This window comes from Mesorhizobium sp. M0139 (assembly GCF_040322455.1).
Lineage (GTDB): Bacteria > Pseudomonadota > Alphaproteobacteria > Rhizobiales > Rhizobiaceae > Mesorhizobium.
Window position 1 is genome coordinate 297,132 of the sequence record NZ_JAMYTN010000004.1, and the last position, 23,447, is coordinate 320,578.

Below are 23,447 nucleotides of genomic sequence, written 5' to 3' on the forward strand. Positions count from 1 at the left end.
AGATTGGCAATTTCACTGGTCGCCGCCGCCCTTGGTGAGAATATCGTCGGCAAGCGAAATCGCAGTGCGGCGGTCGGCTTCGCCGGCGGCGGCAAATGCCTCTTCCTGCATGCCGCGGATCCACGGCTGGTCGCTCGGCGAGGCGCGTTCGAGCGCGGCGGTCATCATGGCCAGCCCGCGCACGATCTTGCCGCTCTGGAACAGAAGATTGCCAAGCGTCGCCTGGGCGCCGGCATGGCCTTTTTCGGCGGCGAGCTGGAACCAGCGGCCGGCCTGCTTGACGCTGGCCTTGACGCCGCCCTCGCCCTTCAGGAACATCTGGCCCATCTCGAACTGGGCGTTCGGGTTGCGGTAATTGGCGGCCGCACGCATGTAATATTCCTGCGCCGCGACCTCGTTTTCCTCGACCGGGCTGCCGGGGATGCCTGTCCGGAGATAGTCGCCCAGCGCCACCAGCGCGTCGGAGACATAGCTTTCCTCCGGCGAACCCGGCTCGACATCCTGATCGACGATCTCGGAGAAGAATTTGAACGCCGCGTAGTCGTCGCGCGTCACGCCGTCGCCTTCGGCATACATGCGGGCGAGCTTCCAGGTGGCGCCGATCTGGCCGTTTTCGGCGGCGTATTTATAGGCCTCGACCGCCTGTTCCTTGTGGCCGCTCTTGTAAGCGGAGAAGCCGAACTGGAACACGGCCCACGGGCTCGATTGCGGCTTCACGCCGGTCTTGTCGTCGAACACCTTGTCGTCGAAGGCCATGGCCTGGCCCACGGCGCCAAAGATCGCAACAGCGACCAGTGCCGGAAGGACAGACGACCTCAACAACTCAGATATCCGCATAGCAATGTGTTTCTTTGGCACCGCCCGGATGGGTGACCGCGCCGTCGCGGGCAGGCCCTACCGTCTGTGCGTATTTCCAGATCGCGCCCGACTGATAGTCGGTCGTGCGCGCCTTCCAGGCCTTCGCCCGCGTTGCCAGTTCGGCCTCGGACAAATCGACCTCGATCGTGCCTTTGGTTGCATCGATCGAAATCACATCGCCGTCTTTCAAGAGCCCGATCGGGCCGCCCACGGCAGCTTCGGGCCCGACATGGCCGATGCAGAAACCGCGCGTTGCGCCCGAGAAACGACCGTCGGTGATGAGAGCGACCTTGCCGCCCATGCCCTGGCCGTAGAGCGCCGCCGTCGTCGACAGCATCTCGCGCATGCCCGGGCCGCCGCGCGGACCTTCGTAACGGATGACGAGAACCTCGCCTTCCCGGTAGTTGCGGTGCGTGACCGCCTCGAAACATTCCTCTTCCGAATCGAAACACCGTGCCGGACCTGAGAATTTCAGCTCCGTCATGCCCGCGACCTTCACGATCGCGCCTTCGGGGGCAAGGTTGCCCTTCAAGCCCACGACACCGCCGGTTTGGGTGATTGGTCGGTTGGCGGGACGGACCACATCCTGGCTATCATTCCAGGCAACATGCTCCATGTTTTCGGCCAAAGTACGGCCAGTCACGGTCATGCAGTCGCCATGGAGATAGCCGTGGTCGAGCAGCGTCTTCATCAACAGCGGAATGCCGCCGGCCTCGAACATGTCCTTGGCGACATATTTGCCGCCCGGCTTGAGGTCGGCGATGTAGGGCGTCTTCTCGAAAATCGCGGCAACGTCGAACAGGTCGAACTTGATGCCTGCCTCATGCGCGATCGCCGGCAGGTGCAAAGCCGCATTGGTCGAGCCGCCGGTGGCCGAAACCACGGTCGCCGCATTCTCCAGCGCCTTCAGCGTGACGACGTCGCGCGGCCGGATGTTCTTGGCGATCAGCTCCATGATCTTTTCGCCGGAGGCGAAATTGAAGCGGTCGCGCATCTCGTAAGGCGCCGGCGCGCCGCAGGAGTACGGCAGCGCCAGGCCGATCGCCTCGGCGACGGTGGCCATAGTGTTGGCTGTGAACTGGGCCCCGCAGGAGCCGGCGGACGGACACGCCGCCTGCTCGATCTCGAGCAGTTCGGCATCGCTGACCGTGCCGACCGAATGCTGGCCGACTGCTTCGAACACGTCCTGCACAGTGATCTGGCGGCCGCGATAGGAGCCCGGCAGGATTGAGCCGCCATAGATGAAGATCGACGGCACGTTGAGCCGCACCATGGCCATCATCATGCCGGGCAGCGACTTGTCGCAGCCGGCAAGGCCGACCAGCGCATCGTAGCAATGGCCGCGCATGGTGAGTTCGACCGAATCGGCAATGACATCGCGCGACACCAGCGACGACTTCATGCCCTGGTGCCCCATGGCGATGCCGTCGGTGACGGTGATGGTGCAGAATTCGCGCGGCGTGCCGTTTGCGGCCGCCACACCTTTCTTGACCACTTGCGCCTGGCGCATCAGCGAGATGTTGCAAGGCGCCGCCTCGTTCCAGCAGGAGGCAACGCCGACCAGCGGCTGCGCGATCTCGGCCGCAGACAGGCCCATGGCATAGAGATACGAACGGTGCGGCGCACGCGCCGGACCGACGGTCACATGGCGGCTAGGCAGCTTGGCCTTGGAAATGACTCTGGCGTCCATACTCTTCCTTGCCGCGGGCGGTGCGGCCTGCCCCATGGCCGAGCCTTCTGGCGCGTGTCCCGAGACGAATTCGAGGTGCGCCGGGTTTATGGCGGGAAATGGGCAATTTGGTCGAGCGGGACCGTAGCGCGGGGGTTGGCCGGGAACTGTTGCCAAAACGCCACAATCGCGAGAGGCGACGCCGGTGCGGCGTATCTGCAACGCCAACTCTCGCCGGCAAGGCTCGACGCGGTGCCCGCATAAGAAAAAGGCCGGGGAATGCCCGGCCTTTTTCTTTTCAACTTGAAAGGCTTACCACTTCACCTTCAACGAAGTCGAAATGGCCGACACAAGATCGTTGCCGAAGTCAGCGGTGTAGTCCGTACCATAGGTGACGCCATCGTCGCCTACGACTGGATGGATCGACCCGCTGGTAAGCACGCCCAGCGCCCCACCAAGACGAACCTCGATGTTCTGGGTCGGCGTGTAAGCCACGCCACCGCTAACCGTCCAGGTGTCCGTCTGGGCGCTCAGTCCGGTGGAGGTTCCGCGATCCCAGGTCAGAACGGCGGCGCCGCTCCACTGATCATTGAATTTGTGGCCGATACCGCCGGAGACCGTCCAGCCGTCCCGGTAGAGCAGATCAAGTGAAGTAGCGCGGGTCGGGCCGGTCGTGGTGCAAGCACCCGGGGCGGCGGTCGGGCAGAATGGAATGCTTTGCAATACGCTCCAATTGACCCACTTAATGGATCCAAACGCGAGCCAACCCGGAGCAATACCTGACTGGAGCTTGAGTTCCAGAGACTCAGGCACCTCCGAAGAACCGCTTACGTCGGTTATGCGACCCAAAATTGGATTGCTGGGGTCGAGGAATCCGGGAACCTGTGTCAGATCGAGCGTCCCCGAGAGGTTGTCGAGCTTGACGGCTGAATTGTAGACCAGGCTGGCGCGCAGCGCGATGTCAGGAATTTCATAGGCGGCACCGACGCGCCATCCCCAGCCGTCTCCTTCGAGGTCAAGGCGCCCAACGCCTGTACCCAAAAATGCGGGAAGCGGAGCGACCAGCTGCTCCTTGAAGCCCGAGACGTCCTCATGGAACACGCCGCCGATGAAACGAAACTGACCTTTGCCGAGGTTCACCTTGTACGAGCAGGTTCCGCCAACGGCCTCGCTCTCGACCTTGGTTACGATATTGCCGTTCGCGCCGGCCCAGTTGACGCCGGGATTGCTGTACGCACCGATCGGTTGGCCATAGTCGACAAGACAATCGACCGGGCCTATACCAGCCTTGATACCCACGCTCGGCACCCAATAGCTTTCGGTATCGCGGGCGCTGTTGGAAAGGCCCAGCGCGTTAAGGGGGCCGTCAGCCGGATTCGTGTCCACCACATTCTTGAGGTCGCGTTGCGGCATCACATAGGTGCCGGTAACCTCGCCGGCGACCTGCGCAGGATCGAACAGCAGATCGATGTCATAGCCGCCGCGCTCCAGGCCGCCGGCATGCACGGAACCGATCAGGCCCAGCGAAAAACACCCCGCCCCCAGCAGTGTTTTCAAACGCAAATTGTTCATGGATGTCCTCCCCGAAATACTAGTGCGTCAAGCTAGAACCAATTCGGGTTAACGGCGCAACAATGAATTCACATAGCGTACATGTACACTCTTGCGGACCGCATTTCGAACACAGTGGCGGCTTGGCCGGCAGGTTCGAAAATGACCATTTGGGCGGCAGACTGGGGGACAAATCAGAAAAAACCGCTCAAAACGGCACCAAAACCCTCTATTTTGCCGGCATTCGGCCCCATTGTTACATTATGGCAACAATGGGGGTCGAAACTTTCCGTTTACGTCAATATTAACGCAACGGAACGCCTGTTTTTCGAGCAAAAGAACCTTCGCGAAGCGCTGCAAGCGTCTCGCGAATCCGGCGCTCAACCGGCGTCGCGCACCCTGGTCAGCGCCACCGAAAGCTTCTCCTGCTGATCGCGGTATTCGTCGAGTTTTTCGCGCTCGGCTGCGACGATCTCTTCAGGCGCGCTGGCGACGAATCTCTCGTTCGACAGCTTCTTGTGCAACCGCGCGATTTCCTCGGTCACCTTGGCCAGCTCCTTCTGCAGCCGCGCCGCCTCGGCTGAGAGATCGATCAGGCTGCCGAGCGGCAGGCAGATCGTCGCCTCGTTGAGCACGATCTGGGCCGAGCCCTTGGGTGCGGCGTCCTGCAGCGAGATGTCGCCGGCCCGCGCCAGCCGCTGGATGGCGGAAGAATGGCGTTCCAGCCTCTGGTGGGTCTCGGCGCTGGCGCCGACCACCACCAGCGGCGCGATCGCCGCCGGCGGCACGTTCATTTCCGAGCGCACCGAGCGGATGCCGGAGACCAGATCGACCAGCCAATTGATGTCGGCGGCGGCGTCTGCGTCCTCGAAATCGGGTGATGGCCAGGCGGCGTGGCAAAGCAGCGTACCACGCGTCCTGCCCTCGCCTGCCGTCTGCGCCCACAATTCCTCGGTCATGAACGGCATCATCGGGTGCAGCAGCTTGTAGATCTCGTCGAGCACGAAAGCGACGCAGGCGCGGCTTTCGGCCTTGGCCGCTTCGTCGGAGCCCATGAACACCGGCTTCAAGAGTTCCAGATACCAGTCGCAGAAGAGGTTCCAGACGAAACGGTAGGCAGCGCCCGCCGCTTCGTTGAAGCGGTAAGAGGTGATGCCCTCGGTGATCGCGTGCGACGCCCTGGTCAGCTCGGTCAGGATCCAGCGGTTGACCGGCAGCCTGGCGTCGTTCAGCCAGAAATCATCGTTGCGCGCGACCTCGTTCATCTCGGCAAAGCGTGTCGCGTTCCACAGCTTGGTGCCGAAATTGCGGTAGCCGGCGATGCGCGCCGGATCGAGTTTCACGTCGCGCCCCTGCGCCGCCATCACCGTCAGCGTGAAGCGCAGTGCATCGGCGCCAAACTCGTGGATTAGGTCGAGCGGATCGATGACGTTGCCTTTCGACTTCGACATCTTCTGCCCGTTCTTGTCGCGCACCAGCGCATGCACATAGACGGTGTGGAACGGCTCCTCGTGCATGAAATGCAGGCCCATCATCATCATCCGGGCGACCCAGAAGAAGATGATGTCGAAACCGGTCACCAGCACGTCGGTCTGGTAATAGGTCTTCAGCTCCGGCGTGTGATCCGGCCAGCCCAGTGTCGAGAACGGCCACAGTGCGGACGAGAACCAGGTGTCGAGCACATCCTCGTCGCGGCTCAGGATTTCGCCCGGCTTGAAGGTCTCGAGCTTGTCCTCGACCCAGGCCTTCCACGGGCCTTCCAGCGCCAGATAATATTCAATCGCGGCGCCCAGCGCCTCTTCCTCGGTCTTCTCGACGAAGACGCGGCCGTCCGGCCCGTACCAGGCCGGGATCTGATGACCCCACCACAGCTGGCGTGAAATACACCAGGGCTGGATGTTCTCCATCCAGTCGAAATAGGTCTTTTCCCAGTTCTTCGGCACGAAGTTGGTACGGCCTTCACGCACCGATGCGATCGCCGGCTTGGCGAGCTCGGCGGCGTTTGCATACCACTGCTCGGTCAGAAACGGCTCGATCGGCACGCCGCCGCGGTCGCCATGCGGCACGGCGTGGCGGTGCGGCTCGATCTTGTCGAGGAAGCCGCCGGTCTCCATCAGCTCGACGATTTTCTTGCGCGCGACGAAACGGTCGAGACCGTCGAGCTCGTCCCAGACGGCCTGACGCTCCGGCGTCACGTCGAGCCCGGCGAGAAAATCCTCATTATTCCTGAGCGTTATTGCCGCCTCGATGGTCAGGATGTTGATCGCCGGCAGCTTGTGGCGCTTGCCGACCTCGAAATCGTTGAAGTCGTGCGCCGGCGTGATCTTGACCGCGCCGGAACCCTTTTCCGGGTCGGAATACTCGTCAGCCACAACCGGGATTTTCCGGCCGACGATCGGCAGCACGACATTTTTCCCGACCAGATGCCGGTAGCGCTCGTCGTCCGGGTGCACGGCGACCGCCGTATCGCCAAGCATCGTCTCGGGCCGTGTCGTCGCCACGGTAATGAAGGTCGCCGAATTTTCCGGATCGAAAGTCTCGCCTTCGATTGGATAGCGGAAGTGCCAGAGATTGCCGTTGATCTCCTGGGGCTCGACCTCCAGGTCGGAGATCGCCGTCAACAGCTTCGGGTCCCAGTTCACAAGGCGCTTGTCCTTGTAGATCAGCCCTTCCTTGTAGAGGCTGACGAATACTTCGAGCACGGCCTTGGACAGGCCTTCATCCATGGTAAAACGTTCACGCGACCAGTCGGCCGAGGCGCCGAGCCGCTTCAGCTGGTTGAAGATGGCGCCGCCGGACTCGGCCTTCCACTCCCAGACCTTCTCGATGAACTCCTCGCGGGTGAGATCGCGGCGATGGATCTGTTTCTCCATCAGCTGGCGCTCGACCACCATCTGCGTGGCGATGCCGGCATGGTCCATGCCCGGCTGCCACAGCACGTTCTTGCCGCGCATGCGCTCAAAACGCACGAGTATGTCCTGCAGCGTGTTGTTGAGTGCGTGGCCCATATGCAGCGAGCCGGTGACGTTGGGCGGCGGGATGACAATGGTAAAGGCCTCGGCCCCCTCTTCCGCACCTGCGCCGGCGCGAAATGCATCCGCCTCTTCCCAGATTTTGGCGATCTTGGGTTCGACGGTCTTGGCGTCGTAGGTCTTTTCAAGCATGGGAAAGTGGTCCGCGCGGTCGGGAGTTTTGCTGACCCGGTGTAAATCGGAAGGTTTTGGCCAAGTCAACCGCGAGGGCTGCCTCAGTCCTTCAACGCAAATAGGCGGAGCCCTGGTCATTTCAACGGGAAGGCCATGCCCGCACCTTCATCGTCAGCGATCCCGACGGGAAGCTGATCGCATTCGCGACATCAGCCGGACGCTGGCCTGCAGCGAGAAAGCGCCGCCCGAAGGCGGCGCTTTAATCCGGAACGGGCTGTGGTGATGCCTATTGCGCGCCGCGCGCGACGCGCTCGATTTCTTCGCGTACCAGGCGCTCGACCAGCGTCGGCAGGTTGTTGTCCAGCCAGTCCTGCAGCATCGGCCGCAGCATCTCCTCGGCCATCTCGTCGAAGGTCTTCTTGCTGCGGCTGGCGAAGGCGTCGGAGAGCTCGCCGAAGGCGGCTGCGACCTGCCGTCCCGTATGTTCCGAAACGATCGCCGGACGGGCCGGGGTTGTATCGGCCGGGCGCGCGTGCTCGCTGCGCGAAGGACGAGGCTCGAAAGCCGGCTCGGCAGCGAGATCGTCTTCGAAAGCCTCGACCTCCGCGATTGCTGCCTGCCGATTTTCAGTCTCCGGCTGCCTGATCTCGGGCCGCCGTACTGTGTCAGCCGGTTTTGCCTGATTGCCAACGGCCGCGATTTCGCGGCGCCAATCCGTGACGATCGAGTCGGTGGTTTCCGTCTTTGCCCGCACTGCAGCTTCTGCCCCGACGGCGGGGGCAGGTTCACTGGCTATCCTGGCGCTCACTTCCGCCAGGGTCATCGGAGCATGCGCGGGTGGCGCGGCGGTCGTGGCATTTGCCGCAATGGCCGGCTTCACTGGCGACGGCTCGGAGCGCGGCTCCAGCCGCGCAACCACCGGCTCGGCCAGTTGGGCCTGCACCTCGGCCAGCGTCACCGGCTTCTTGCTTTCGGTCGAGCTGTGCAATTCGCTGCGGAAGGCCTCGACATCCGAAACAGGCCCGGCGGCCGGCACAAGGTCCTGTCGCAACTCATCGGCGTCGCCCTTGCGGCCGGTGTCGCTGTCTTCGATGATCCTCCTGATGGAAGCCAGTATTTCTTCCATGGAAGGTTCGCGCTGTGCGCTGCTTGCCGTCGCCATCGTCACATCCGCCGCCCCCGCGCATGATCCCGAAAATCGATCTTCGATTTTCGAAGAGGATCAGGCGCAAAATCAAAGTTCTACAGCCTCCTTTGCGCATCCATCGGACGCGTGGCGCTGTAGTGACCCGTTCCTGGATTCCTGTCCGGCAAAGCCGGATACGAATCATGGCGACAGCGTAGCCGACGGATCGCCATCCGAGAATCCCCAATCTCGGAAGACGCCGGATTTCAACAATTTAGGCTACAAAAGACAAACGCCGCGCATCCTTGGGAAGCGCGGCGCTACGATACTTTCAATCTTGGCGGGATTTGAACCGCTCAGTCGCGATCAACGACCGTCCGGCGTACGCAGCCCGATCCATTTGTCCTTGACGGCTCTGTAGTGCTCTTCAGGCTTGTACTTCACCACATTCAACGCCAGGCGATCGGCCGACAGGCGGCCCATGGCCGACAGGATGGCGTAGCTCGCTACAACCACATCGCGCTCGGAGCTGGCGAGGTCGATCTTTGCCGAGATGACGGCGTTCTGGGCATTCAACACGTCGAGCGTGGTGCGCTGTCCGACATTGCGCTCCTCGATGACGCCGTTGAGCGCCAACTGTGCGGCCGCGATCACCTGCCGATTAGCGTCGACGCTTTCACGCGCTGCGATGTATTGCGTCCATGCCGAGGTCACGGCCTGGCGCACCGAGTCACGGCTGACATCCACCTCGATGCGAGCTTGGCTGAGCGATTCCTTCGACTGACGAACGAGTGCGGAGGTACGGCCGCCCGAATAGATCGGAACGGTCAGCGTCGCGCCGACGGTGGCGGCATTGGAATCGCCGTCCGAATCCCCCGCGCCAGGTACGGTATTTTGATAGACATGGGAAAGGCCGGCACTGGCAGTCAACTGCGGCAGCAACGCACCCTCCTGCGTCTTTACATCAAATCCGGCTGCATCGACGGAATGTAGGGCGGCCAGGATGGCCGGATGCTCGTTCGATGCAATGCCGATCGCCGCCTCGAGACTCCTCGGCAACAGCTTCGCCAACGGCGACGCGGCCTTGAGCTTGCCCGGCTCGTCACCGACGATCTGATGATAGGTTGCCGCACTGGCCAGAGCCTGCGCACGGGCAGCACTCAATTGCGCCACCGCGGCCGAACGCGACGCGTCGGCCTGCGCTACATCGGTGCGCGTGCCCTCGCCGACCTCGAAGCGCGAGCGTGCCGCGCGCGCCTGCTCGGTCAGGAACTGCAGATTCTGTTCGGTCAGCACCGCCACCTGGCGGTCGCGAATCACGTCCATATAGGCGCTCGCCGCGTTGAACAGCGTGTTCTCTTCGGTGTTGCGCAGGCCCTCGACCGAGGCCCTCACCTGTGCAGCGGCCGACGCGACCCTGTTCTTGGTCTGGAAGCCGTCGAACAGCGTCTGATCAATCCGAACGCCGAAGCTGCCGGTGGTCAATGCCAGGCTCGCGTTCCTGCCGTTTAGGTGCCTGGAGGTGTAATCGATATCAGCCGAACCAGTGATCACCGGGCGATAGCCCGACTTGGCGATCGCCACGCCCTCATCGGTGACGCGCACGCCGGCACGGGCCGAATTCAGCGAGGAATTGTTCTGGTAGGCCTTGGAAAGCGCGCCGAGAATGGTTTCCGCCGAGGCGGCTATCGGCGAAAGCGCTGTCGCGGAAATGAGGACAGTAACAAACAAACTCTTGGCTAAGGACGGCACTTTATATCCCTCATTCGTTTTGCACGGGAACCACGCCACGCCAGCCCATCCCTAGGGATCGGCCAGCGCCGCGTCGATGTATCGTTCCCCCGCTGACAGCCTCCCGAAACCCCGGTTAACCAATCAGCAACGATTGTTCAATCGCAAGCCAACATGACAGAGTCTTTGCTGCAAGGCAAAATCACTTAGAACTCGAAGGCATGAATGCGTTCAAATCCGGGTAGTGGCTTAATTGCCGCATTAAATGCCCGTCTTCCGGTTACAACCCCCCCTGCATTGAAAAAGAGCCGGGCTACGCCCGCATTGCCCTGCCCTTCCACAGCCACCAGCCGGCCGCCTTCGGCAAGCTGGTCAAGCAGCGCCGCAGGCACTTTCTCGACGCTGCCGCCGATGAGAATCACATTGTAGGGCGCCTTGGCGGCATGACCTTGCGGCAGTGGGCCGGTGACCACGGTGACGTTATCGCAGCCCTGCGCCGAAAGCGCCGCTTTGGCTGCTTCCGCCAGTGTGGTATCGCTTTCCAGCGCCACGACGGATTTGGCCAGCCTGGACAGCAGCGCCGCGGAATAACCGGTGCCGCAGCCGACATCGAGCACCGAATCGCCGGCGTCGATCTCGGCCAACTGCAAAAGCTTGGCCAGTGGCGACGGCTCCATGAGGTAGCGCGCACCGCTGCCATCGGCGCCGTCGGAGATGCGGATATCCTCGTCGATATAGGCGAGAGCCTGTTGGTCGGCCCCGACAAAGGCTTCGCGCGGCACGGCAAGCATGGCATCGAGCAATGCTGCGTCGGTCACATCGGTGGTGCGGACCTGGCCGTCGACCATCTTGACGCGAAGTTCGGAGAAATCAGCGCTCATGTCCCAACCAATCCGTCAAAGCCAATGCGCTGAAATGCGCTTGTCGCGCCGACACTGCGGCGCATTCGACCGGAACTCAAGCCCCCGGCATGCGGGAGTTGAAGCGATTGGAGGCCTCGCCCGGAATCGAACCGGGGTGCAAGGATTTGCAGTCCTCTGCGTAACCACTCCGCCACGAGGCCTCATCGCTCCCGGCGAGCGAACTCAATATGGTGGCAGCGAAAGGTCGTCAAGCGTCAGCGCGGCATTCCGGCGCGCTTTCCTCATCAGCCGCCGCAACGTGGTTCCCGAGCGGTTTCAGCGCTTGGCGCACCGGCATATTGGCCGCTCCTCAAGCATGGCTGCGCGACCGGCGAAACTCGAACCCGCGGCTTTACGCAGCGGGTGCAAACTGGCTTCCACCGTAAACGCGCGGCTGACACCAGGGCTGCCGTTCTCAAGGAGATATTCGAGGGGAAGGTCTGCGAGGGGCTGGAAGCGAAGCGTCCGCTGAACCGGGACCGCGCGCCATCGCTTTCAATTTGGCCGGCGACGCCGTTCCCACCAGACGACGAACCGGCGCCGCAGTCGGCGCACCGCGGCAAATTCGTAGGAAAGCACCAAAAGGCCGAGCGGAATCATCCAGAAGCCGAGAATCGGCAGGAAACCGAGAAGGCCGAAAAACACCAGCACGATACCGATGGCGATCCTCAGCCCGCGCGAGCGCGGCATGGTGAACTCGCGCCCGAACACCGAGATTTTCCGCGCCGGTGCCTGGTTTTCGTCTGCTGCAGTCATGTCGAAAGTCGATCCGGTTGCCTTCGATAAAGCCATATGCGCTAAAGGCTGCAATCGCCTTTCAGGTTCCGCCGACCAAGGTCCGACGGCGCCCAAGACGGCTCATATGTGGTGTCATCCGGCGATTGCCAGAAACCATTGGGTGAAAATGCGCTAAAAAATGCGAAATGCTTCTTTGCAAAGCCGAAAAGGGTTTGCTATAGGCTGCGCCACTCACATGAGAGCCTCTATTCCCCGGTAGCTCAGTGGTAGAGCAACCGGCTGTTAACCGGTTGGTCGCTGGTTCGAATCCGGCCCGGGGAGCCAATCTTCTCAAAGACTTAGTGATATTCGAGGCTCGGCAGATTTGCCGATTAAAGCGTCAGGGCAACGCCTGGGGCAACAACTCAATGCCTGTCCGCCGGGCAGAGGCCAATGACCGGTCATGTCTCAGAAGAATTCGGGCTCATTTATGCCGTTGCGGTCTGAGGCAATGCTGGCCGAGATCGGGAGAATTCTGGCGCTTTGGTCCTATGTTGAACAAAAGTTCGATTTGTTGGTCATGAGCGAGGGCGTGTTCAAAGGCGTGAGCTCGGGCAAGGTCGACGACCGGGTGTCCACAGCGATGAGGACCCGCATAGAAGACAAGGTGCGGGACGTTCGTGCCGCCTTGTCGCGGGGAAATCAAAGCGCGGGCTAACCGTCAGCATGGTCGAACGCACCTTTCAAATGATGAGCGATCTCAAAGAAACGCGCGACATGCTGGCGCATGGAGTTTTGAATTTTTCCCTGTCAGCAAACGGGCCAGTGGCGGACCGGATGCAAGTGCTGCACATGAGATTTAAGACACCCAAAAACATTCTAAATCCCGTCGAGAAAGAAATCGGCCTGGAGGCGCTTCGCAAAACCTCTGCCGAATTAGAGATACTTTTTTGGGCGTTTTTCGATCTCCACATGGGAACGAAGCCATTTGAAAAAGGCTCAGCATCATACGACGCAAGTCGGTCGCCACCCTCTACTCGCCCCAAGTAAAAGCCCGCCACCGTGCCAGCGGGCCCATATAAGCAGGGTGCTTAATTTCAGGCGCTTTCGCGCGCGCGTCCGCCACCTTCACCGCCGCCCCATATGAAGCCGGGCCAGTCACAGTCTACCGCGTCTTGCTCAAGCTCGTTACCGTCGTGCGGCTCGTCGTTGATGTCGCCGCCGTGCTCGTTCTCCTCCTCGCGCTCGCCGTCCTGGGCGTGCAATTCCAATTGGCTGCCATATCCCATCCGAGGCTTTCCTCGAGATCAGGATCCGGGCTCATGGCGTCGAGCAGGTCGATCAGTCGCTCTATCGTGGTTGCTATCCCCAGGCGGTCGTTTTCCGCCACGGTGAGGAAGATTGCCCCGTCTTCACGGCGCATTTCAGGTTGATGGATGGTCATGATGTAGGCTCTCTGGTTTCGGCTTCTCACGGCCGGTTGCCAGTGGACAGCACTGGCGCCGGGAGGGTGAGAACATGGCCAGAGACCATGCGCGAACGGCCTTTCCCTTTCGGGTCTTGTATAGCCGCCGCTCTCCCGGCATAGTGCTGCCGTTCGCTCCGACGGCTAAGTCGGCTCGTTCTACCCGTTGGCAATATCGATCCTTGGAGGGATCGCCCCGCCAACGCTCTGGGTGCAGATGGCCCGGCAGGGCCATTCGCGGGAGTTCTCACGCTCCGCCGGTGATGATGCGCCGACACCTTTAAAAACTCAAGCACACCCTTGCGGGGGCGAAGCTTGCGCGCGATGCTTCAGCCATGAAAGCGATGCTTTGTTTGTTGGTGATGGGTGCGACGATCTGCACCGCGGGCGCCGAAACTACTAAGCGGGAGGCGTTCGAAGCCTGCCTTGGCGCCGGGATCGACCGGTTCAAAGGCCTCTGCGAGCCGGCCGACCTACTGGCCAGGGCAATCCTCTTCGAGTGCAACCCGCAACTCACCGACCTCCTGATATCGATGCCGCTGGGGCCTAGCAATGATAGAGTCCCTTTGGCAGAGAAGCACCGGCGGGACAAAACCGAAGAGGTCTTAACCCTCTTGCTAGAGCACCGGCTACAACATCCCTGTCGGTAGCAACAGTCCGCGAAAAGGGGAATTATCCCATGGTCGATGATGTATATCTGCAAGCCTACCGAGACGGCGGCTTGAATGCCGTCAACGATCTTCTCAAGGAGCATTTCCCGACCGACCGCGATCGGGTGATGGTCATGGAGGGTCTTCAGGACACCGGCTATTGGGCGATCACCTGGCATGAGAAGAAACACCCGAACGGCGGAATGTACCGCGATTTCGGACGTGTGAAGGCGTACCTCGGCGACGGGGACGAATAGGATTATCCGGCCGCTTCATGCCCTTTGGCGCCGGCTCCTATCGGCCGATATGCCTTCGCAATTGCCTTAAAGGGGCAGTCCAACGCCAACTCTTCGAGCGCTTGAGCGCCTCCATCTCCATCTTCATAGCGTCCCTTTCAATCGCGAGAGCCTGTACTTCTACCGCAAGCGCCTCGGCTCGGCCGTCATCTGGGGCAGCGGGGGGAGGAGGTGGTGTGGGCGGCGAGTCGGGTGTAGCCAGGTTTTCGAGACGGTCGAGCGCAAGTCGGTTCACGGCGTCGGCTGCGGCTTCCCGAATGAGCGCGGTCCAGCCATCGGGATCGACACACATGATGTCCCAGAAGACCTTTTGTTCCAGGTGTCCTGTCGGAATGGCGACCCGTAGCGGCGCCGGAAACCAGATCGACGTCTCACACGCTTTGATGAAGCCCGTCAGCCTCGCGAATCCGGAGTCTCTGAGGTTTTTCCACTTAGCGGAGAAATGCAGGCACGTAGGAAGGCGAAGGTAGCGCACGGCGGCGAAGCCCTTTGTGAGCACGATCCGACGCCAGATCTCCCAGTCTCCCGCCCCGTTCACATCTTCTGGCCACACCGTCCGCTCTGCAAGAGCGCTGGCGCGATATACGACGCCTGAGGCCGCTATCGTGTTCCCTCTCGCCATGAATTGGCGCCGCTCTTCGGGAAAAAACAGGTTGGTAAGATCAGGACCGCAAATGCCGTCGGTCGAGACCCAGAGGACCTGGCCGTAGACAAGTGCCACCGACGGATCGACGAACTGGCCGCGCATGAGTGCAAGATGATCCGGCATCATCAGGTCATCGTCGGCGGCGAAGGCTATCAATTCCCCGCGTGACGATCGAAGCGCCAGATTTCGATTGGCATAGCCAAAGTGAGGCGCCTTGGGGAAATCAAACCAACGAATGCGCGGGTCGGAAAAGCTTTTCACGACCGCTTCGGTCTCCGGTGCTGCACCGTCGCCAACGACCAGAAGCTCGAACGATTGCTCCGTCTGCGCCAGCACCGACTGGATCGCATAGGCAAGAGAGTCGGGACGATTATGGGTCGGCATCAGAACGCTGAAGAGCGGCGGAGCGTCGTCTACCATCCCTTGAGGCCGCCAAAGTCGACCGGGATCAAATCGGTATCCAGCGGCAGCCGGTATTTGTCGGGATTGGCGTGGTCATATTGCATTGTAGGAAAATTGATTGCTCTAACGTCCCTCGCGCCGATGTTGTGGTCCGCGTGCCAGACGAATCTGGGGATGTTCATCAGGCGTGGTCGGGCTGAAGACAGAACAATCCGAAATACCTGTCCGCAAGTGCTCGACTCGGGCCTTGGGTCATACAGGACGACCTCCATCTCGCCATCGACAACGAAGTATCGATCCTCGTGAAGCTTATGCAGCGCCCAACCCTTCACCGTTCTCGGTCGTATGGTAAACATGTAGCAAAAAACAAGCGGATCGGGATGCCAATTCCAGCGAGGGTCGTAGACCTCGGTGACGCTTCCCCTGTCGTCGAGGTGAGCGGTCATGTCGTGAAACGTCACGCCGTCGGGGACCTTGCCGATCGGCTCGCCGGATCGAACCGTCTCCTGATCCTTCTGGGCCCCTGCCAATGTCTTATCGAGAATGCTCTGCGTCATAGGACTCATCCAATCTAACTAGCTTTGGCAGCGCTCCTCATGCCCTTCTTTTAACTGTCTTTCAACGGCAGCGTGGAAGGCCACGCAATCAAAGAGGACGGCACTGTAGCCAATTTCTCCGATTGGAGAGTGGAGCGGAACTGCCGTTTGACTTTCGGTTCGACGACATCACCCGGCTGCGCCAACCGCTACCGGCGTCTTGCTATACCGCAAGCGCAAGGCCCTTGCGCTTGCGGTAGCCGTCATAAACACGCTGGGTCACGCCCTTCATGGTCGGGCCGTCGGCAGGATGGTTGGAGTAGCCGCGTTCGTGCACCAGCACGAGGTCAAGGCTTTGCTTCTCGCTAGAAACAGCCATGCGAGTTCCTTTCCGCCAACTGGCGGGCTGGACGAAGCGCGCGCGAGCAAATATCAGACGGCCGGGCGGGGTATTACTTTGCGGAGGAAAGAGAAATATCGACAAAACCAGCATGTCGATAATTGAAATCGGGCCGTTCTTCAGCCCGATCGCTCCGAGGGCGGACGGCTGGGATACGACAATAGTGGACTTCCAGGACGGCGATGCTTTGCGCGAGATGGCCCGTGGTCACACGGCCGAAGTCATCCGCAACAAGGTTGACGAGATTGAAAATGTCGACATCGTCTGGACCGGCCAGCCCTTGGACGAAGCCGCCCTGGCCGTCCGGTCGGATGGTTTTGATTGCCTCATCGCCAGCCACGTGATCGAGCATACGCCGGACCTTATTCGCTTCCTGCAGCAATGCTCCCGCCTGTTGAAGCCGGACGGCATCATTTCGCTGGCCGTTCCCGATATGCGAAAATGCTTCGACCTGCTCAAGTCTCCCACCAGCCTGCGCGAAATTCTCACCGCCTACCGGGAAGGCCGCATCAGGCATTCACCGGAAGCGCTGTTTGAGGGGCGATGCTCGGCGGCGACACGCGGCGGAAAGTCGGCGTGGATCAAAGGCGATCACTCGCCGCTCGGCTACGCCCACAGCCTTGAAGCGGCATGGACGGAATATCAGGGCGACCTTAAAGGCGACATGTCCGACAGCAGGCCCTATGTCGACAACCACGCATGGTTCTTCACGCCGGCGATGTTCGAGCTGGCGATTTTCGAGTTGAACGCGCTCAAGCTTGTCAACTTTAAGATCGCCTTTCATCGAAGAGAATATCGGTTCGGAGTTCGTGGTGCAGCTGCGCCGCAGCGACACCCATGCGGCGCTTTCCAACGACGCCCTAAACGCCGTCCGCATCAAGCTCGCTCTGCGGCATCACGCGCAATTCGATGCCGAAGTCGGGCCGGATTATCGCGAAATCCAGCCGGTGAAGATCGAGCGGGAAATCGTCAAGGTGCCGGCCGCCAGAGACACCATCCCCACGCGGGAACTGCTTAGCCTGCTGGCAACACGCATCCGGCGCAGGGTCGGCCTGGACTAGTTGATCAGGCCGTGCGTCCGCAGAGCGTCTTCTAGCGTCTATTTCGGGTTCATCGGGAACCAGGCGTCGAGGTTTTCCCCGGCTGCCTTGCAAACCGGATGGCACGTTCCGGGTTCTCCCGGATCGCCTTCGAAATCGCGTCGACGCTTCGAATTTTGCCCTTCACTGGGGTCAGTGTGTCAGCACCGCCGAGCGCCTGGGCGAACATGTCGACAAGCTCCTGCCGGCGGCGCCACTCGCGCGTGCGGCGGTCCAGCATGCCTTGAGCAAGGCCGCCATACTTGCGGGCGATGTCAGGCGCTTGAGCGGGGTTGATGGCTAGCACTTTCGTTGCCTTTGCCTTGCCCCAGATGAATTATCGACGCAGACGATGCGGCAAGAATGGCTGGTTTGCAAGGGTTTCACGCGTGCGAACAACCGGTTTGAAGCCGGATGGGCGCTAGTGTGCGCTCTTTTCTGACGCTTAGCAGCGGGTGAGAAAAAGTCGCGTTCCGAGCAGGAGCATTGGGCGGTTTTCTCAGAACTCAGTTTCAATGCAAACAGGGGCAATGAGGAGCCTCGCGCGCGCGGCGTTTAGCGCTGACAGGAAGACGCGGGGCCTGAGGCCCCACACCCCCACTCGTTCCGCTTCGCGGACGGTTATGCTGCCGTTGGCGGCGGCGCTCCATGATTGGGCATGGAATGGTCGATAGTGCTGGCAACGGCTGCCGAGTATCGACGGATTTCCATATCGACTTGGCGGCAGGGAATACCGACAGCGCGAAGCTGGGCTCGCAGGCCTTTGACGTGCTCGCTCCAGAACTTGCGGCCGGCGATATAGTGGAGGGTGCAGAGTTCGTTTGCGGTGGCGCGGATAAGGACGGCGCGGCGATCGGCGGGGAATGCCACTATCTGGCCGGTCTTCCTTGCTGGCTGCTTGAAAAGGTCGAGTTGTGTCATGCGTCACCCGAGCAAGATGGCTGTATTAGCGGGACCACTGTGGTCTCGCCTGCGGAGGGGTGCGGGAAAGGTCCATGCGGGACCACTGTGGTCCAGGAGACCAGCGCCGGCATGCGGGACCACTGTGGTCCTCATGGCTCCTCACCTCTCGCTGTAAACTTTGGATTGAAGGGCGTCGGCAGCGCCAACCGAAGCGTCCGCACTTCGTTGATGCCACCACCCGGGATTTTGTGCCGCCACCGGCTCACGATGAACAGGCCGAGCCGCTCGTACAGGCCTATCTCGCGGGATGTCGTTTTGATTGAGCAGCCTCCTCCCATCTTGGCAAATTCGAAATTCGTGCCGCTGATGGTCCCGGCCTTCATGTTGAGGTGCTGTCGGACGAAGGCCAGCAACCGAAAGCTGATGTTCTCGGCGTGAACGATTTGCAGGGCGCAGTGGTGCCAGTCGGCGAAAGCCTCCTCGCATTCCTTGAACGTGGATCCCCACCTCATGTGGATGGCAGCGCTGCGCTGGATCTTCTTCCGCTAGCCGGTCCACCGCGGATTGCTGGCGTCGGCGCCGGGGATGAATGGGCTGGGCTGGACGGTCACGCATCCCCCCTCGGGGCCGGCAAGGCTGCAGTGATCAACTGCCGCTCGCGTGCCTGTATATCGCGGTCTTCATGGAACTGGTGAACGTCGAACAGGTCGATGATATGTGACCGCAAGATATGAGCGATGTTGTCGGGCGACAGCGCCTCGAGTTGGCATGTCTCACCCTCCCATCGCGCGGTGCGGCTGTCGGTCTTCTTGGGCGGCGGTAGGCAGCGAATAGCGAAACATTTGGTCAGCAGTCAGGGCGATGCGCTTGAGGTCGACTGTCACAGATTTGCCGCTCGGGTCATAGTCGCCCAGGTGCAGGATCACCGTCGGCTTTGCGATCTCGCATATTCGATCGGCCAGATCCTTCTTCGCGGTGAGACTGTCGAAGCCGCCTGAGGAATACGCTTGCACCGAGAATTCTCGGCTGACCTTGAAGAGCTGCGACAGCATGCCGCCGGCCTTGCACCAGACCTCGACGTGGAGGTTTTGATTGGCGAGCATGTTCCGATGGTAGTTTTCGCCGAGCACCGCACATGGCGCAGGAAATGGTTCTGGTCGTCAAAATGGTCCATGCGGTGCGTGACCACGCCATCGTCGCGGATCGCATTGAACGGGATCACCCGGCCGCGGCGCGCGTTGCCGATATGGTCGATCAGCTTCGAGTAAAACGACTCATCCTTCGGATAACCGTAGGCGCCGACCAGCCGATAAAAGACATGGCGGATCGTGAGCGGCCAGTGTTCCCGGTATTCGGTGAGAACCATGTCGACCGCATCGAGCAGCGCCAGCGTCTTGGTCTGCGGCTGGTAGTTGGCGATGTAGCCCTTCGGTCGGCCAGTTTTACGGCTAGGCGTAATTTCGCTCATGTGGCGCGGGCCCGCCGCAGGTTCGCTTCCCTGATCGCTTCGATCGCTTCAGCAGCGGTCAGGCCGAACGCCTGCTTCAGGTGGGGGATAATTGGCCGGCTGATGCGCTCCCGGCTGTCAGATCGCAGCCAGGCTGCAGCCTCATCGATAGCGGCGCTATGTTCGTGATCAGTGGTCATTAGGCCACCGCGTCTCGCTGGTCGACGCGGGCCTTCACCCAAGCATCTAACTCAGCCTCGACAAAGGCGCGCCGACGGGGCGAAAGGAACACCGGCTTAGGAAACCGGTGCTCCTTGATCATGCGGTCGATGTAATTTCGAGAGTACACGATCCCCTTGGAGGGGAGTTCACTGAAGGCGATAAGAGTTTGCATTGGAGTGCCTTACGTTGCTTACGAAGGCCTCCTAAGATATGCATTTTCTTCCGGACGGATACACCTAAATGTAGTGTTTCTTGGCGTTTAAATTGACGCGTCGTATTAGGCCTGGCCGACGGTGGCAAACGTCAGTGCTGACTCTCTTTGATCTTTTTCCGATATGCGATCACCTGCTTCTCGATAGTCTCTCGCTCCATCGGAGTGCCAAGGACCATCGACACGCCAGCCTCTATGAATTCATAGCGGGGCTGCCGGTGCTGGCCGATATTCTGATGTCCGATTGGGGAATTTTCATCGCTTGGCACCATAGCCGCACAAAACCCTGTACCGTCGCAATCCTCTCACGATGTTCGTTGGTCACCCGTCGGCCCTCAAGATAGCTGCGGTGCACACTGTCAAAAAGCTCGGCAAGATGTGCATGGACGCGCTTGGCGACGTCGATATCAGCTTGGGAAAACTCCGGCGGCATCAGAGCCGAAGCCAGTTCCTCGTCTGAATTGAGATGCCGAACGGGCATCTCGTCCCAAACTCCCTGATTGGTCACGACCTCAGGGTTGAGCCGGGGGGAGGTCATCCCGTCCGCCCACACGTCGAGGAGCCTGTCCGTCGTGATAATCGCTTCGCGATATTCAGCGAATCGGGAAGTGCGCTCGGCCACAAGTTTGGGGTCGAGACGTTCCGCCAATTCCTCGTAGCGGAAAACAATGTCCTGCAGACGCACCAGCAACCAGTCATCGTCGGGAGGGATGAAACCGCTTGAGGCAAGCAGTTCTGACAGCTTGTCGACCTGGCGCTGCGAAATGGTCGTGCCGGAAATCACACCCTTGATCGTCATTTGCCCACCTTCATAGCAACGACATTGCTGGCCGTCTCGCGGCCCGTCAGCGCCAGAAGGGCGCCCTCCCAACGCGTCAGGGCGTCTCGCTTCACCTTGAGGCGGTCAGACTGGTTGTACGTCCTGACGAGCGCCGTAGGCACATGCCCGATGACAGCCTCGGCAACCTCGTCCATCACGTCGAGCTCGGACAGCCGGGTGCGAACCGTCCGGCGGATGTCATGATTGACCCACGCCGGCAGCTTGGCCTCTTGATCGTCTTTCCGAAGCGCTGCGAGCATGGCGGCGTCAATCCGAAGCTTGACCTTATGGCCGATCGTCACCGGTCCCGCGCCGTCGAGAGAACAAAGCTTCTTCGGTGAGAGGCACAACGTGATCGCGGCCGGACTTGAAGCGCGCCGCCGGCACAGTCAGCGTCTTGCGGTCCACGTCGACTTCGGACCAAGACGCCTGGGCGATATCGTTGAGGCGCTGGCCGGTCAGCAGCAGCAGCCGATAGACGGCGCTGTAGACGTCGCCAGCGGCCGTGGCAGTCCAGAGCGCCCCAATCTCAGCATCGGTCAGGACGCGGTCCCTTGATCCCTTCTCGCCGATGGTGGTGCGCACCTTCTTTGCCCGGAAGGGTGAGGCGGTGATCAGGTCGTCATCGACACACCAGCCGAAGAACGTCCCGATCTTCTGGGCGATGTTGAGCGCCTGCCGCTGCGCGCCGCGCGCATAGATCGGTTCGACCACTTCCATGATGTCGGCATTGGTGAGGGTGGCGACGTCCCTGCCCTTCCACTTCGGCAGGCATTCCCGGTTGAGGTCGCGCTCGTCCTCGTCGGCCTTGCGGATGCCATCGCGGCGCCGGGCTTTGATGAACCGTTCAAGGATGGTTTCGAAAGACCGGTCACGGCTCTCTGTCGCTGCCCTCGCCGCCGCCTGCCGCTCCTCGTCAGCCTGGACCTTCGGGTCAATGCCGCGATCAATGAGCGCTGCCCACTGCCTCGCCTTGGTGCGTGCCGCTTCAAGCGACATGACGTCGTACTCTCCCAGCGCGCGGCGGCTGGCTGAGTTGCAACACCGAAACGGGCGATGTAGACAAAGCTGACTTGTCCGGCCTTAAGCTTTGAACCGTTGGACGGCTCCTTGTCGGTTACGCGGACGCCCATGCTCGGGACTTGGGCATCCATGATCACGTATCGCTTGCCAGGAGCAGCCGGCTTCAAAGCCTTCAGGCGGTTGTCGGTCAGGTTCTCGCGGGGCATTAGGGCTCTCCGGGGCAACGTCGGGGCAACAGGATGCAACTGCTGCCATGTTGCCCTGTGTGCTCTAATGTGCAACAGGAAAGCTGAAACCGTTATGAAACAAGGGGTTTTTCAGGAGTGGAACAACCGGTATATGGCGCTGGTGGGCTATCCCGAGAGCGGCTGTTAACCGGTTGGTCTCTGGTTCGAATCCGGCCCCGGGAGCCACCGCCTTTTCTAAGCCGTGGTGCGATCTTGTACACTACAGCGCCATTGTCCGTGCACGTCGGTCCGCTTCGGTTCTGCCAGAACGGCTGGTAAACAGCTACGAAGCCGATCGAAGGCAGTTTGGTGGGCATCGCGCCCCTGCCCTCGCCCGAAGGCAGCCTGATAACGCCCGGTATCATCTATGAAAATACCAAATCGGGAGGACGTTGGTGCAAACCAAGAAGATCATCAATGACGGCAATCGGGCCGTCGACGAGATGCTGGAAGGCATCCTGGCTGCGCATCCCCGCCATCTCAAAGCCGTTGACGGAAGCCCGCGCTCGATCATCGCCCGCGATGGACCGCGCCAAGGCAAGGTAGGCCTCGTCATTGGTGGCGGCTCGGGCCACGAGCCGAGTTTTCTCGGCTTCGTCGGCAAGGGGCTGGCCGACGCGGCGGCGATCGGCAATGTCTTCGCCTCTCCGCCGCCCGACCCGATCCTCGAATGCGCCAAGGCGGCGAGCGGCGGCGCCGGTGTGCTGTTCATGTACGGCAACTATGCCGGCGACGTCATGAATTTCGACATGGCGGCCGAGATGGCCGCGATGGACGACATCGAGGTGCGCACGGTGCTGAGCACCGACGACGTCGCTTCCGCGCCCGTTGGCGACAGGCACAAGCGGCGCGGTGTCGCAGGGAACTTCTTCATCTTCAAGGCGGCAGGCGCCGCCTGCGACCGCATGTTGTCTTTCGATGAATGCCAACGCATTGCCGGGAAAGCCAACGACCACACCTTTACCATGGGCGTCGCATTGGCGCCCTGTTCGTTGCCGCAAACCCGCCGGCCGAATTTCGAAATCGGACCCGACGAGATGGAGATCGGCATGGGCATCCATGGCGAACCCGGCATCGCACGCGGAAAACTTAAAACGGCCGACGAGATCACTGACGAAATGCTGGACAGGATTCTCGCCGAGATGGCGCCGGCACGCGGCGAGAAGGTCGCCGTGCTGGTCAATTCGCTGGGTTCGACGCCGCTGATGGAACTCTACATCATGAACCGGCGCGTGAAGCAGAGGCTTGACGTTATCGGTGTATCCATTCACGCAAGCTGGGTCGGCAATTACTGCACCTCGCTCGAAATGGCCGGCGCTTCGATTACGCTGCACCACCTCGACGACGAGTTGCAAACGATGCTCGACCACCCTTGCGACTGCGCCATGTTTCGCGCCGGGTAAACTTGGTGAACGGCAAG

At 61.1% G+C, this 23,447-nt stretch carries 27 protein-coding genes and 2 tRNA genes; 8 read left to right on the forward strand and 21 right to left on the reverse strand.

Annotated features, from left to right (window positions below; all coding sequences use genetic code 11):
- Positions 1-12: 12 nt before the first annotated feature.
- The 3 genes from NKJ58_RS08825 to NKJ58_RS08835 form a co-directional block, all read right to left on the reverse strand.
- Entirely contained in the window at positions 13-837 is an 825-nt protein-coding gene (locus tag NKJ58_RS08825; protein WP_023667701.1) for a tetratricopeptide repeat protein, read from the reverse strand.
- Positions 824-2,548, reverse strand: coding sequence for a dihydroxy-acid dehydratase (ilvD, locus tag NKJ58_RS08830; RefSeq protein ID WP_023681661.1), 1,725 nt, complete (start codon positions 2,546-2,548; stop codon positions 824-826). The genes NKJ58_RS08825 and ilvD overlap by 14 nt, the downstream gene beginning before the upstream one ends.
- 291 nt (positions 2,549-2,839) lie before the next feature.
- Complete coding sequence (locus NKJ58_RS08835; RefSeq protein ID WP_023688210.1) at positions 2,840-4,099, reverse strand: OmpP1/FadL family transporter; 1,260 nt, start codon at positions 4,097-4,099, stop codon at positions 2,840-2,842.
- 141 nt (positions 4,100-4,240) lie between these two features.
- On the opposite strand from NKJ58_RS08835, the gene NKJ58_RS08840 reads away from it, so the two are divergent.
- A complete protein-coding gene (locus tag NKJ58_RS08840; protein WP_155923151.1) occupies positions 4,241-4,510 on the forward strand; it encodes a hypothetical protein in 270 nt (89 codons plus the stop codon).
- On the opposite strand, the gene NKJ58_RS08845 is transcribed toward NKJ58_RS08840, so the two are convergent.
- The 6 genes from NKJ58_RS08845 to NKJ58_RS08870 form a co-directional block, all read right to left on the reverse strand.
- On the reverse strand, positions 4,459-7,242 hold the full coding sequence (locus NKJ58_RS08845) for a valine--tRNA ligase (RefSeq protein ID WP_352560849.1): 2,784 nt from the start codon (positions 7,240-7,242) through the stop codon (positions 4,459-4,461). The two genes, NKJ58_RS08840 and NKJ58_RS08845, sit on opposite strands and share 52 nt — an antisense overlap.
- Before the next feature lie 268 nt (positions 7,243-7,510).
- On the reverse strand, positions 7,511-8,386 hold the full coding sequence (locus NKJ58_RS08850) for a PopZ family protein (RefSeq protein WP_023710692.1): 876 nt from the start codon (positions 8,384-8,386) through the stop codon (positions 7,511-7,513).
- 330 nt (positions 8,387-8,716) lie between these two features.
- The gene (locus NKJ58_RS08855; protein ID WP_023691095.1) at positions 8,717-10,102 is read right to left on the reverse strand and encodes a TolC family outer membrane protein; all 1,386 of its coding nucleotides are present in this window, start codon (positions 10,100-10,102) and stop codon (positions 8,717-8,719) included.
- Positions 10,103-10,287: 185 nt separating this feature from the next.
- Complete coding sequence (locus tag NKJ58_RS08860) at positions 10,288-10,962, reverse strand: protein-L-isoaspartate O-methyltransferase family protein (protein ID WP_023714408.1); 675 nt, start codon at positions 10,960-10,962, stop codon at positions 10,288-10,290.
- A 108-nt stretch (positions 10,963-11,070) separates the two neighbouring features.
- A tRNA-Cys gene (locus NKJ58_RS08865) sits at positions 11,071-11,144 on the reverse strand.
- Between the two features lie 334 nt (positions 11,145-11,478).
- The gene (locus NKJ58_RS08870; protein ID WP_027050334.1) at positions 11,479-11,739 is read right to left on the reverse strand and encodes a PGPGW domain-containing protein; all 261 of its coding nucleotides are present in this window, start codon (positions 11,737-11,739) and stop codon (positions 11,479-11,481) included.
- A gap of 231 nt (positions 11,740-11,970) precedes the next feature.
- On the opposite strand from NKJ58_RS08870, the gene NKJ58_RS08875 reads away from it, so the two are divergent.
- The 3 genes from NKJ58_RS08875 to NKJ58_RS08885 all read left to right on the forward strand — a co-directional run bounded on the left by NKJ58_RS08875 (position 11,971) and on the right by NKJ58_RS08885 (position 12,750).
- Positions 11,971-12,045, forward strand: a tRNA-Asn gene (locus tag NKJ58_RS08875).
- Positions 12,046-12,163: 118 nt separating this feature from the next.
- Positions 12,164-12,418: a hypothetical protein gene (locus tag NKJ58_RS08880; RefSeq protein WP_023681666.1), complete on the forward strand. Its 255-nt coding sequence runs from the start codon at positions 12,164-12,166 to the stop codon at positions 12,416-12,418.
- A gap of 8 nt (positions 12,419-12,426) precedes the next feature.
- Positions 12,427-12,750, forward strand: coding sequence for a hypothetical protein (locus tag NKJ58_RS08885; protein WP_023681667.1), 324 nt, complete (start codon positions 12,427-12,429; stop codon positions 12,748-12,750).
- Positions 12,751-12,797: 47 nt separating this feature from the next.
- On the opposite strand, the gene NKJ58_RS08890 is transcribed toward NKJ58_RS08885, so the two are convergent.
- Complete coding sequence (locus NKJ58_RS08890) at positions 12,798-12,989, reverse strand: hypothetical protein (protein ID WP_023681668.1); 192 nt, start codon at positions 12,987-12,989, stop codon at positions 12,798-12,800.
- Positions 12,990-13,844: 855 nt separating this feature from the next.
- On the opposite strand from NKJ58_RS08890, the gene NKJ58_RS08895 reads away from it, so the two are divergent.
- Entirely contained in the window at positions 13,845-14,072 is a 228-nt protein-coding gene (locus tag NKJ58_RS08895; RefSeq protein WP_023681670.1) for a hypothetical protein, read from the forward strand.
- Between the two features lie 37 nt (positions 14,073-14,109).
- On the opposite strand, the gene NKJ58_RS08900 is transcribed toward NKJ58_RS08895, so the two are convergent.
- The 3 genes from NKJ58_RS08900 to NKJ58_RS08910 all read right to left on the reverse strand — a co-directional run bounded on the left by NKJ58_RS08900 (position 14,110) and on the right by NKJ58_RS08910 (position 16,074).
- A complete protein-coding gene (locus NKJ58_RS08900; protein WP_023681671.1) occupies positions 14,110-15,177 on the reverse strand; it encodes a glycosyltransferase family 2 protein in 1,068 nt (355 codons plus the stop codon).
- Positions 15,171-15,716 carry a cupin domain-containing protein gene (locus NKJ58_RS08905; RefSeq protein ID WP_023681672.1) on the reverse strand — a complete coding sequence of 182 codons (546 nt, stop codon included), beginning with the start codon at positions 15,714-15,716 and terminating at the stop codon, positions 15,171-15,173. Before NKJ58_RS08905 ends, NKJ58_RS08900 begins: the two co-directional genes overlap by 7 nt.
- 202 nt (positions 15,717-15,918) lie before the next feature.
- Positions 15,919-16,074 (reverse strand): glycosyl hydrolase 108 family protein, encoded by a 156-nt coding sequence (locus NKJ58_RS08910; protein ID WP_023681673.1) that lies wholly within the window; start codon positions 16,072-16,074, stop codon positions 15,919-15,921.
- Here NKJ58_RS08910 and NKJ58_RS08915 point away from each other — a divergent pair.
- Entirely contained in the window at positions 16,073-17,113 is a 1,041-nt protein-coding gene (locus NKJ58_RS08915; RefSeq protein WP_084558939.1) for a class I SAM-dependent methyltransferase, read from the forward strand. The two genes, NKJ58_RS08910 and NKJ58_RS08915, sit on opposite strands and share 2 nt — an antisense overlap.
- 92 nt (positions 17,114-17,205) lie before the next feature.
- On the opposite strand, the gene NKJ58_RS08920 is transcribed toward NKJ58_RS08915, so the two are convergent.
- The 4 genes from NKJ58_RS08920 to NKJ58_RS31480 form a co-directional block, all read right to left on the reverse strand.
- Complete coding sequence (locus NKJ58_RS08920; RefSeq protein WP_023681676.1) at positions 17,206-17,481, reverse strand: hypothetical protein; 276 nt, start codon at positions 17,479-17,481, stop codon at positions 17,206-17,208.
- A 314-nt stretch (positions 17,482-17,795) separates the two neighbouring features.
- Complete coding sequence (locus NKJ58_RS08925; protein WP_352518680.1) at positions 17,796-18,095, reverse strand: DUF6074 family protein; 300 nt, start codon at positions 18,093-18,095, stop codon at positions 17,796-17,798.
- A gap of 131 nt (positions 18,096-18,226) precedes the next feature.
- Positions 18,227-18,589 carry a hypothetical protein gene (locus tag NKJ58_RS08930; protein ID WP_023681678.1) on the reverse strand — a complete coding sequence of 121 codons (363 nt, stop codon included), beginning with the start codon at positions 18,587-18,589 and terminating at the stop codon, positions 18,227-18,229.
- A 261-nt stretch (positions 18,590-18,850) separates the two neighbouring features.
- Positions 18,851-19,180: a hypothetical protein gene (locus tag NKJ58_RS31480; protein ID WP_023714407.1), complete on the reverse strand. Its 330-nt coding sequence runs from the start codon at positions 19,178-19,180 to the stop codon at positions 18,851-18,853.
- A gap of 32 nt (positions 19,181-19,212) precedes the next feature.
- Here NKJ58_RS31480 and NKJ58_RS31485 point away from each other — a divergent pair, with 32 nt between their 5' ends.
- On the forward strand, positions 19,213-19,713 hold the full coding sequence (locus tag NKJ58_RS31485; RefSeq protein WP_023681680.1) for a hypothetical protein: 501 nt from the start codon (positions 19,213-19,215) through the stop codon (positions 19,711-19,713).
- 10 nt (positions 19,714-19,723) lie between these two features.
- Here the strand turns inward: NKJ58_RS31485 and NKJ58_RS08945 are convergent, their stop codons facing one another.
- The 4 genes from NKJ58_RS08945 to NKJ58_RS08960 all read right to left on the reverse strand — a co-directional run bounded on the left by NKJ58_RS08945 (position 19,724) and on the right by NKJ58_RS08960 (position 21,794).
- Positions 19,724-19,918 carry a helix-turn-helix transcriptional regulator gene (locus NKJ58_RS08945; protein WP_023681681.1) on the reverse strand — a complete coding sequence of 65 codons (195 nt, stop codon included), beginning with the start codon at positions 19,916-19,918 and terminating at the stop codon, positions 19,724-19,726.
- A 232-nt stretch (positions 19,919-20,150) separates the two neighbouring features.
- Positions 20,151-20,756: a hypothetical protein gene (locus NKJ58_RS08950; protein WP_023714406.1), complete on the reverse strand. Its 606-nt coding sequence runs from the start codon at positions 20,754-20,756 to the stop codon at positions 20,151-20,153.
- Positions 20,753-21,079 (reverse strand): site-specific integrase, encoded by a 327-nt coding sequence (locus tag NKJ58_RS08955; protein WP_023681683.1) that lies wholly within the window; start codon positions 21,077-21,079, stop codon positions 20,753-20,755. Before NKJ58_RS08955 ends, NKJ58_RS08950 begins: the two co-directional genes overlap by 4 nt.
- Positions 21,063-21,794 carry a tyrosine-type recombinase/integrase gene (locus NKJ58_RS08960; protein WP_280938688.1) on the reverse strand — a complete coding sequence of 244 codons (732 nt, stop codon included), beginning with the start codon at positions 21,792-21,794 and terminating at the stop codon, positions 21,063-21,065. Before NKJ58_RS08960 ends, NKJ58_RS08955 begins: the two co-directional genes overlap by 17 nt.
- A gap of 628 nt (positions 21,795-22,422) precedes the next feature.
- Between NKJ58_RS08960 and NKJ58_RS08965 the strand changes: the two genes are divergently transcribed.
- On the forward strand, positions 22,423-23,430 hold the full coding sequence (locus tag NKJ58_RS08965; RefSeq protein WP_352518681.1) for a dihydroxyacetone kinase subunit DhaK: 1,008 nt from the start codon (positions 22,423-22,425) through the stop codon (positions 23,428-23,430).
- Positions 23,431-23,447 lie beyond the last annotated feature (17 nt).

Bases quoted from the DNA above. Each gene is read 5' to 3' on its own strand.
- NKJ58_RS08825 (WP_023667701.1), bottom strand. From the start codon at position 837: ATGCGGATATCTGAGTTGTTGAGGTCGTCTGTCCTTCCGGCACTGGTC.
- ilvD (WP_023681661.1), bottom strand. From the start codon at position 2,548: ATGGACGCCAGAGTCATTTCCAAGGCCAAGCTGCCTAGCCGCCATGTG.
- NKJ58_RS08835 (WP_023688210.1), bottom strand. From the start codon at position 4,099: ATGAACAATTTGCGTTTGAAAACACTGCTGGGGGCGGGGTGTTTTTCG.
- NKJ58_RS08840 (WP_155923151.1), top strand. From the start codon at position 4,241: ATGACCATTTGGGCGGCAGACTGGGGGACAAATCAGAAAAAACCGCTC.
- NKJ58_RS08845 (WP_352560849.1), bottom strand. From the start codon at position 7,242: ATGCTTGAAAAGACCTACGACGCCAAGACCGTCGAACCCAAGATCGCC.
- NKJ58_RS08850 (WP_023710692.1), bottom strand. From the start codon at position 8,386: ATGGCGACGGCAAGCAGCGCACAGCGCGAACCTTCCATGGAAGAAATA.
- NKJ58_RS08860 (WP_023714408.1), bottom strand. From the start codon at position 10,962: ATGAGCGCTGATTTCTCCGAACTTCGCGTCAAGATGGTCGACGGCCAG.
- NKJ58_RS08870 (WP_027050334.1), bottom strand. From the start codon at position 11,739: ATGACTGCAGCAGACGAAAACCAGGCACCGGCGCGGAAAATCTCGGTG.
- NKJ58_RS08880 (WP_023681666.1), top strand. From the start codon at position 12,164: ATGTCTCAGAAGAATTCGGGCTCATTTATGCCGTTGCGGTCTGAGGCA.
- NKJ58_RS08885 (WP_023681667.1), top strand. From the start codon at position 12,427: ATGGTCGAACGCACCTTTCAAATGATGAGCGATCTCAAAGAAACGCGC.
- NKJ58_RS08890 (WP_023681668.1), bottom strand. From the start codon at position 12,989: ATGGGATATGGCAGCCAATTGGAATTGCACGCCCAGGACGGCGAGCGC.
- NKJ58_RS08895 (WP_023681670.1), top strand. From the start codon at position 13,845: ATGGTCGATGATGTATATCTGCAAGCCTACCGAGACGGCGGCTTGAAT.
- NKJ58_RS08900 (WP_023681671.1), bottom strand. From the start codon at position 15,177: ATGGTAGACGACGCTCCGCCGCTCTTCAGCGTTCTGATGCCGACCCAT.
- NKJ58_RS08905 (WP_023681672.1), bottom strand. From the start codon at position 15,716: ATGACGCAGAGCATTCTCGATAAGACATTGGCAGGGGCCCAGAAGGAT.
- NKJ58_RS08915 (WP_084558939.1), top strand. From the start codon at position 16,073: ATGCGAGTTCCTTTCCGCCAACTGGCGGGCTGGACGAAGCGCGCGCGA.
- NKJ58_RS08910 (WP_023681673.1), bottom strand. From the start codon at position 16,074: ATGGCTGTTTCTAGCGAGAAGCAAAGCCTTGACCTCGTGCTGGTGCAC.
- NKJ58_RS08925 (WP_352518680.1), bottom strand. From the start codon at position 18,095: ATGACACAACTCGACCTTTTCAAGCAGCCAGCAAGGAAGACCGGCCAG.
- NKJ58_RS08930 (WP_023681678.1), bottom strand. From the start codon at position 18,589: ATGAGGTGGGGATCCACGTTCAAGGAATGCGAGGAGGCTTTCGCCGAC.
- NKJ58_RS31480 (WP_023714407.1), bottom strand. From the start codon at position 19,180: ATGCTCGCCAATCAAAACCTCCACGTCGAGGTCTGGTGCAAGGCCGGC.
- NKJ58_RS31485 (WP_023681680.1), top strand. From the start codon at position 19,213: ATGGCGCAGGAAATGGTTCTGGTCGTCAAAATGGTCCATGCGGTGCGT.
- NKJ58_RS08945 (WP_023681681.1), bottom strand. From the start codon at position 19,918: ATGCAAACTCTTATCGCCTTCAGTGAACTCCCCTCCAAGGGGATCGTG.
- NKJ58_RS08950 (WP_023714406.1), bottom strand. From the start codon at position 20,756: ATGACGATCAAGGGTGTGATTTCCGGCACGACCATTTCGCAGCGCCAG.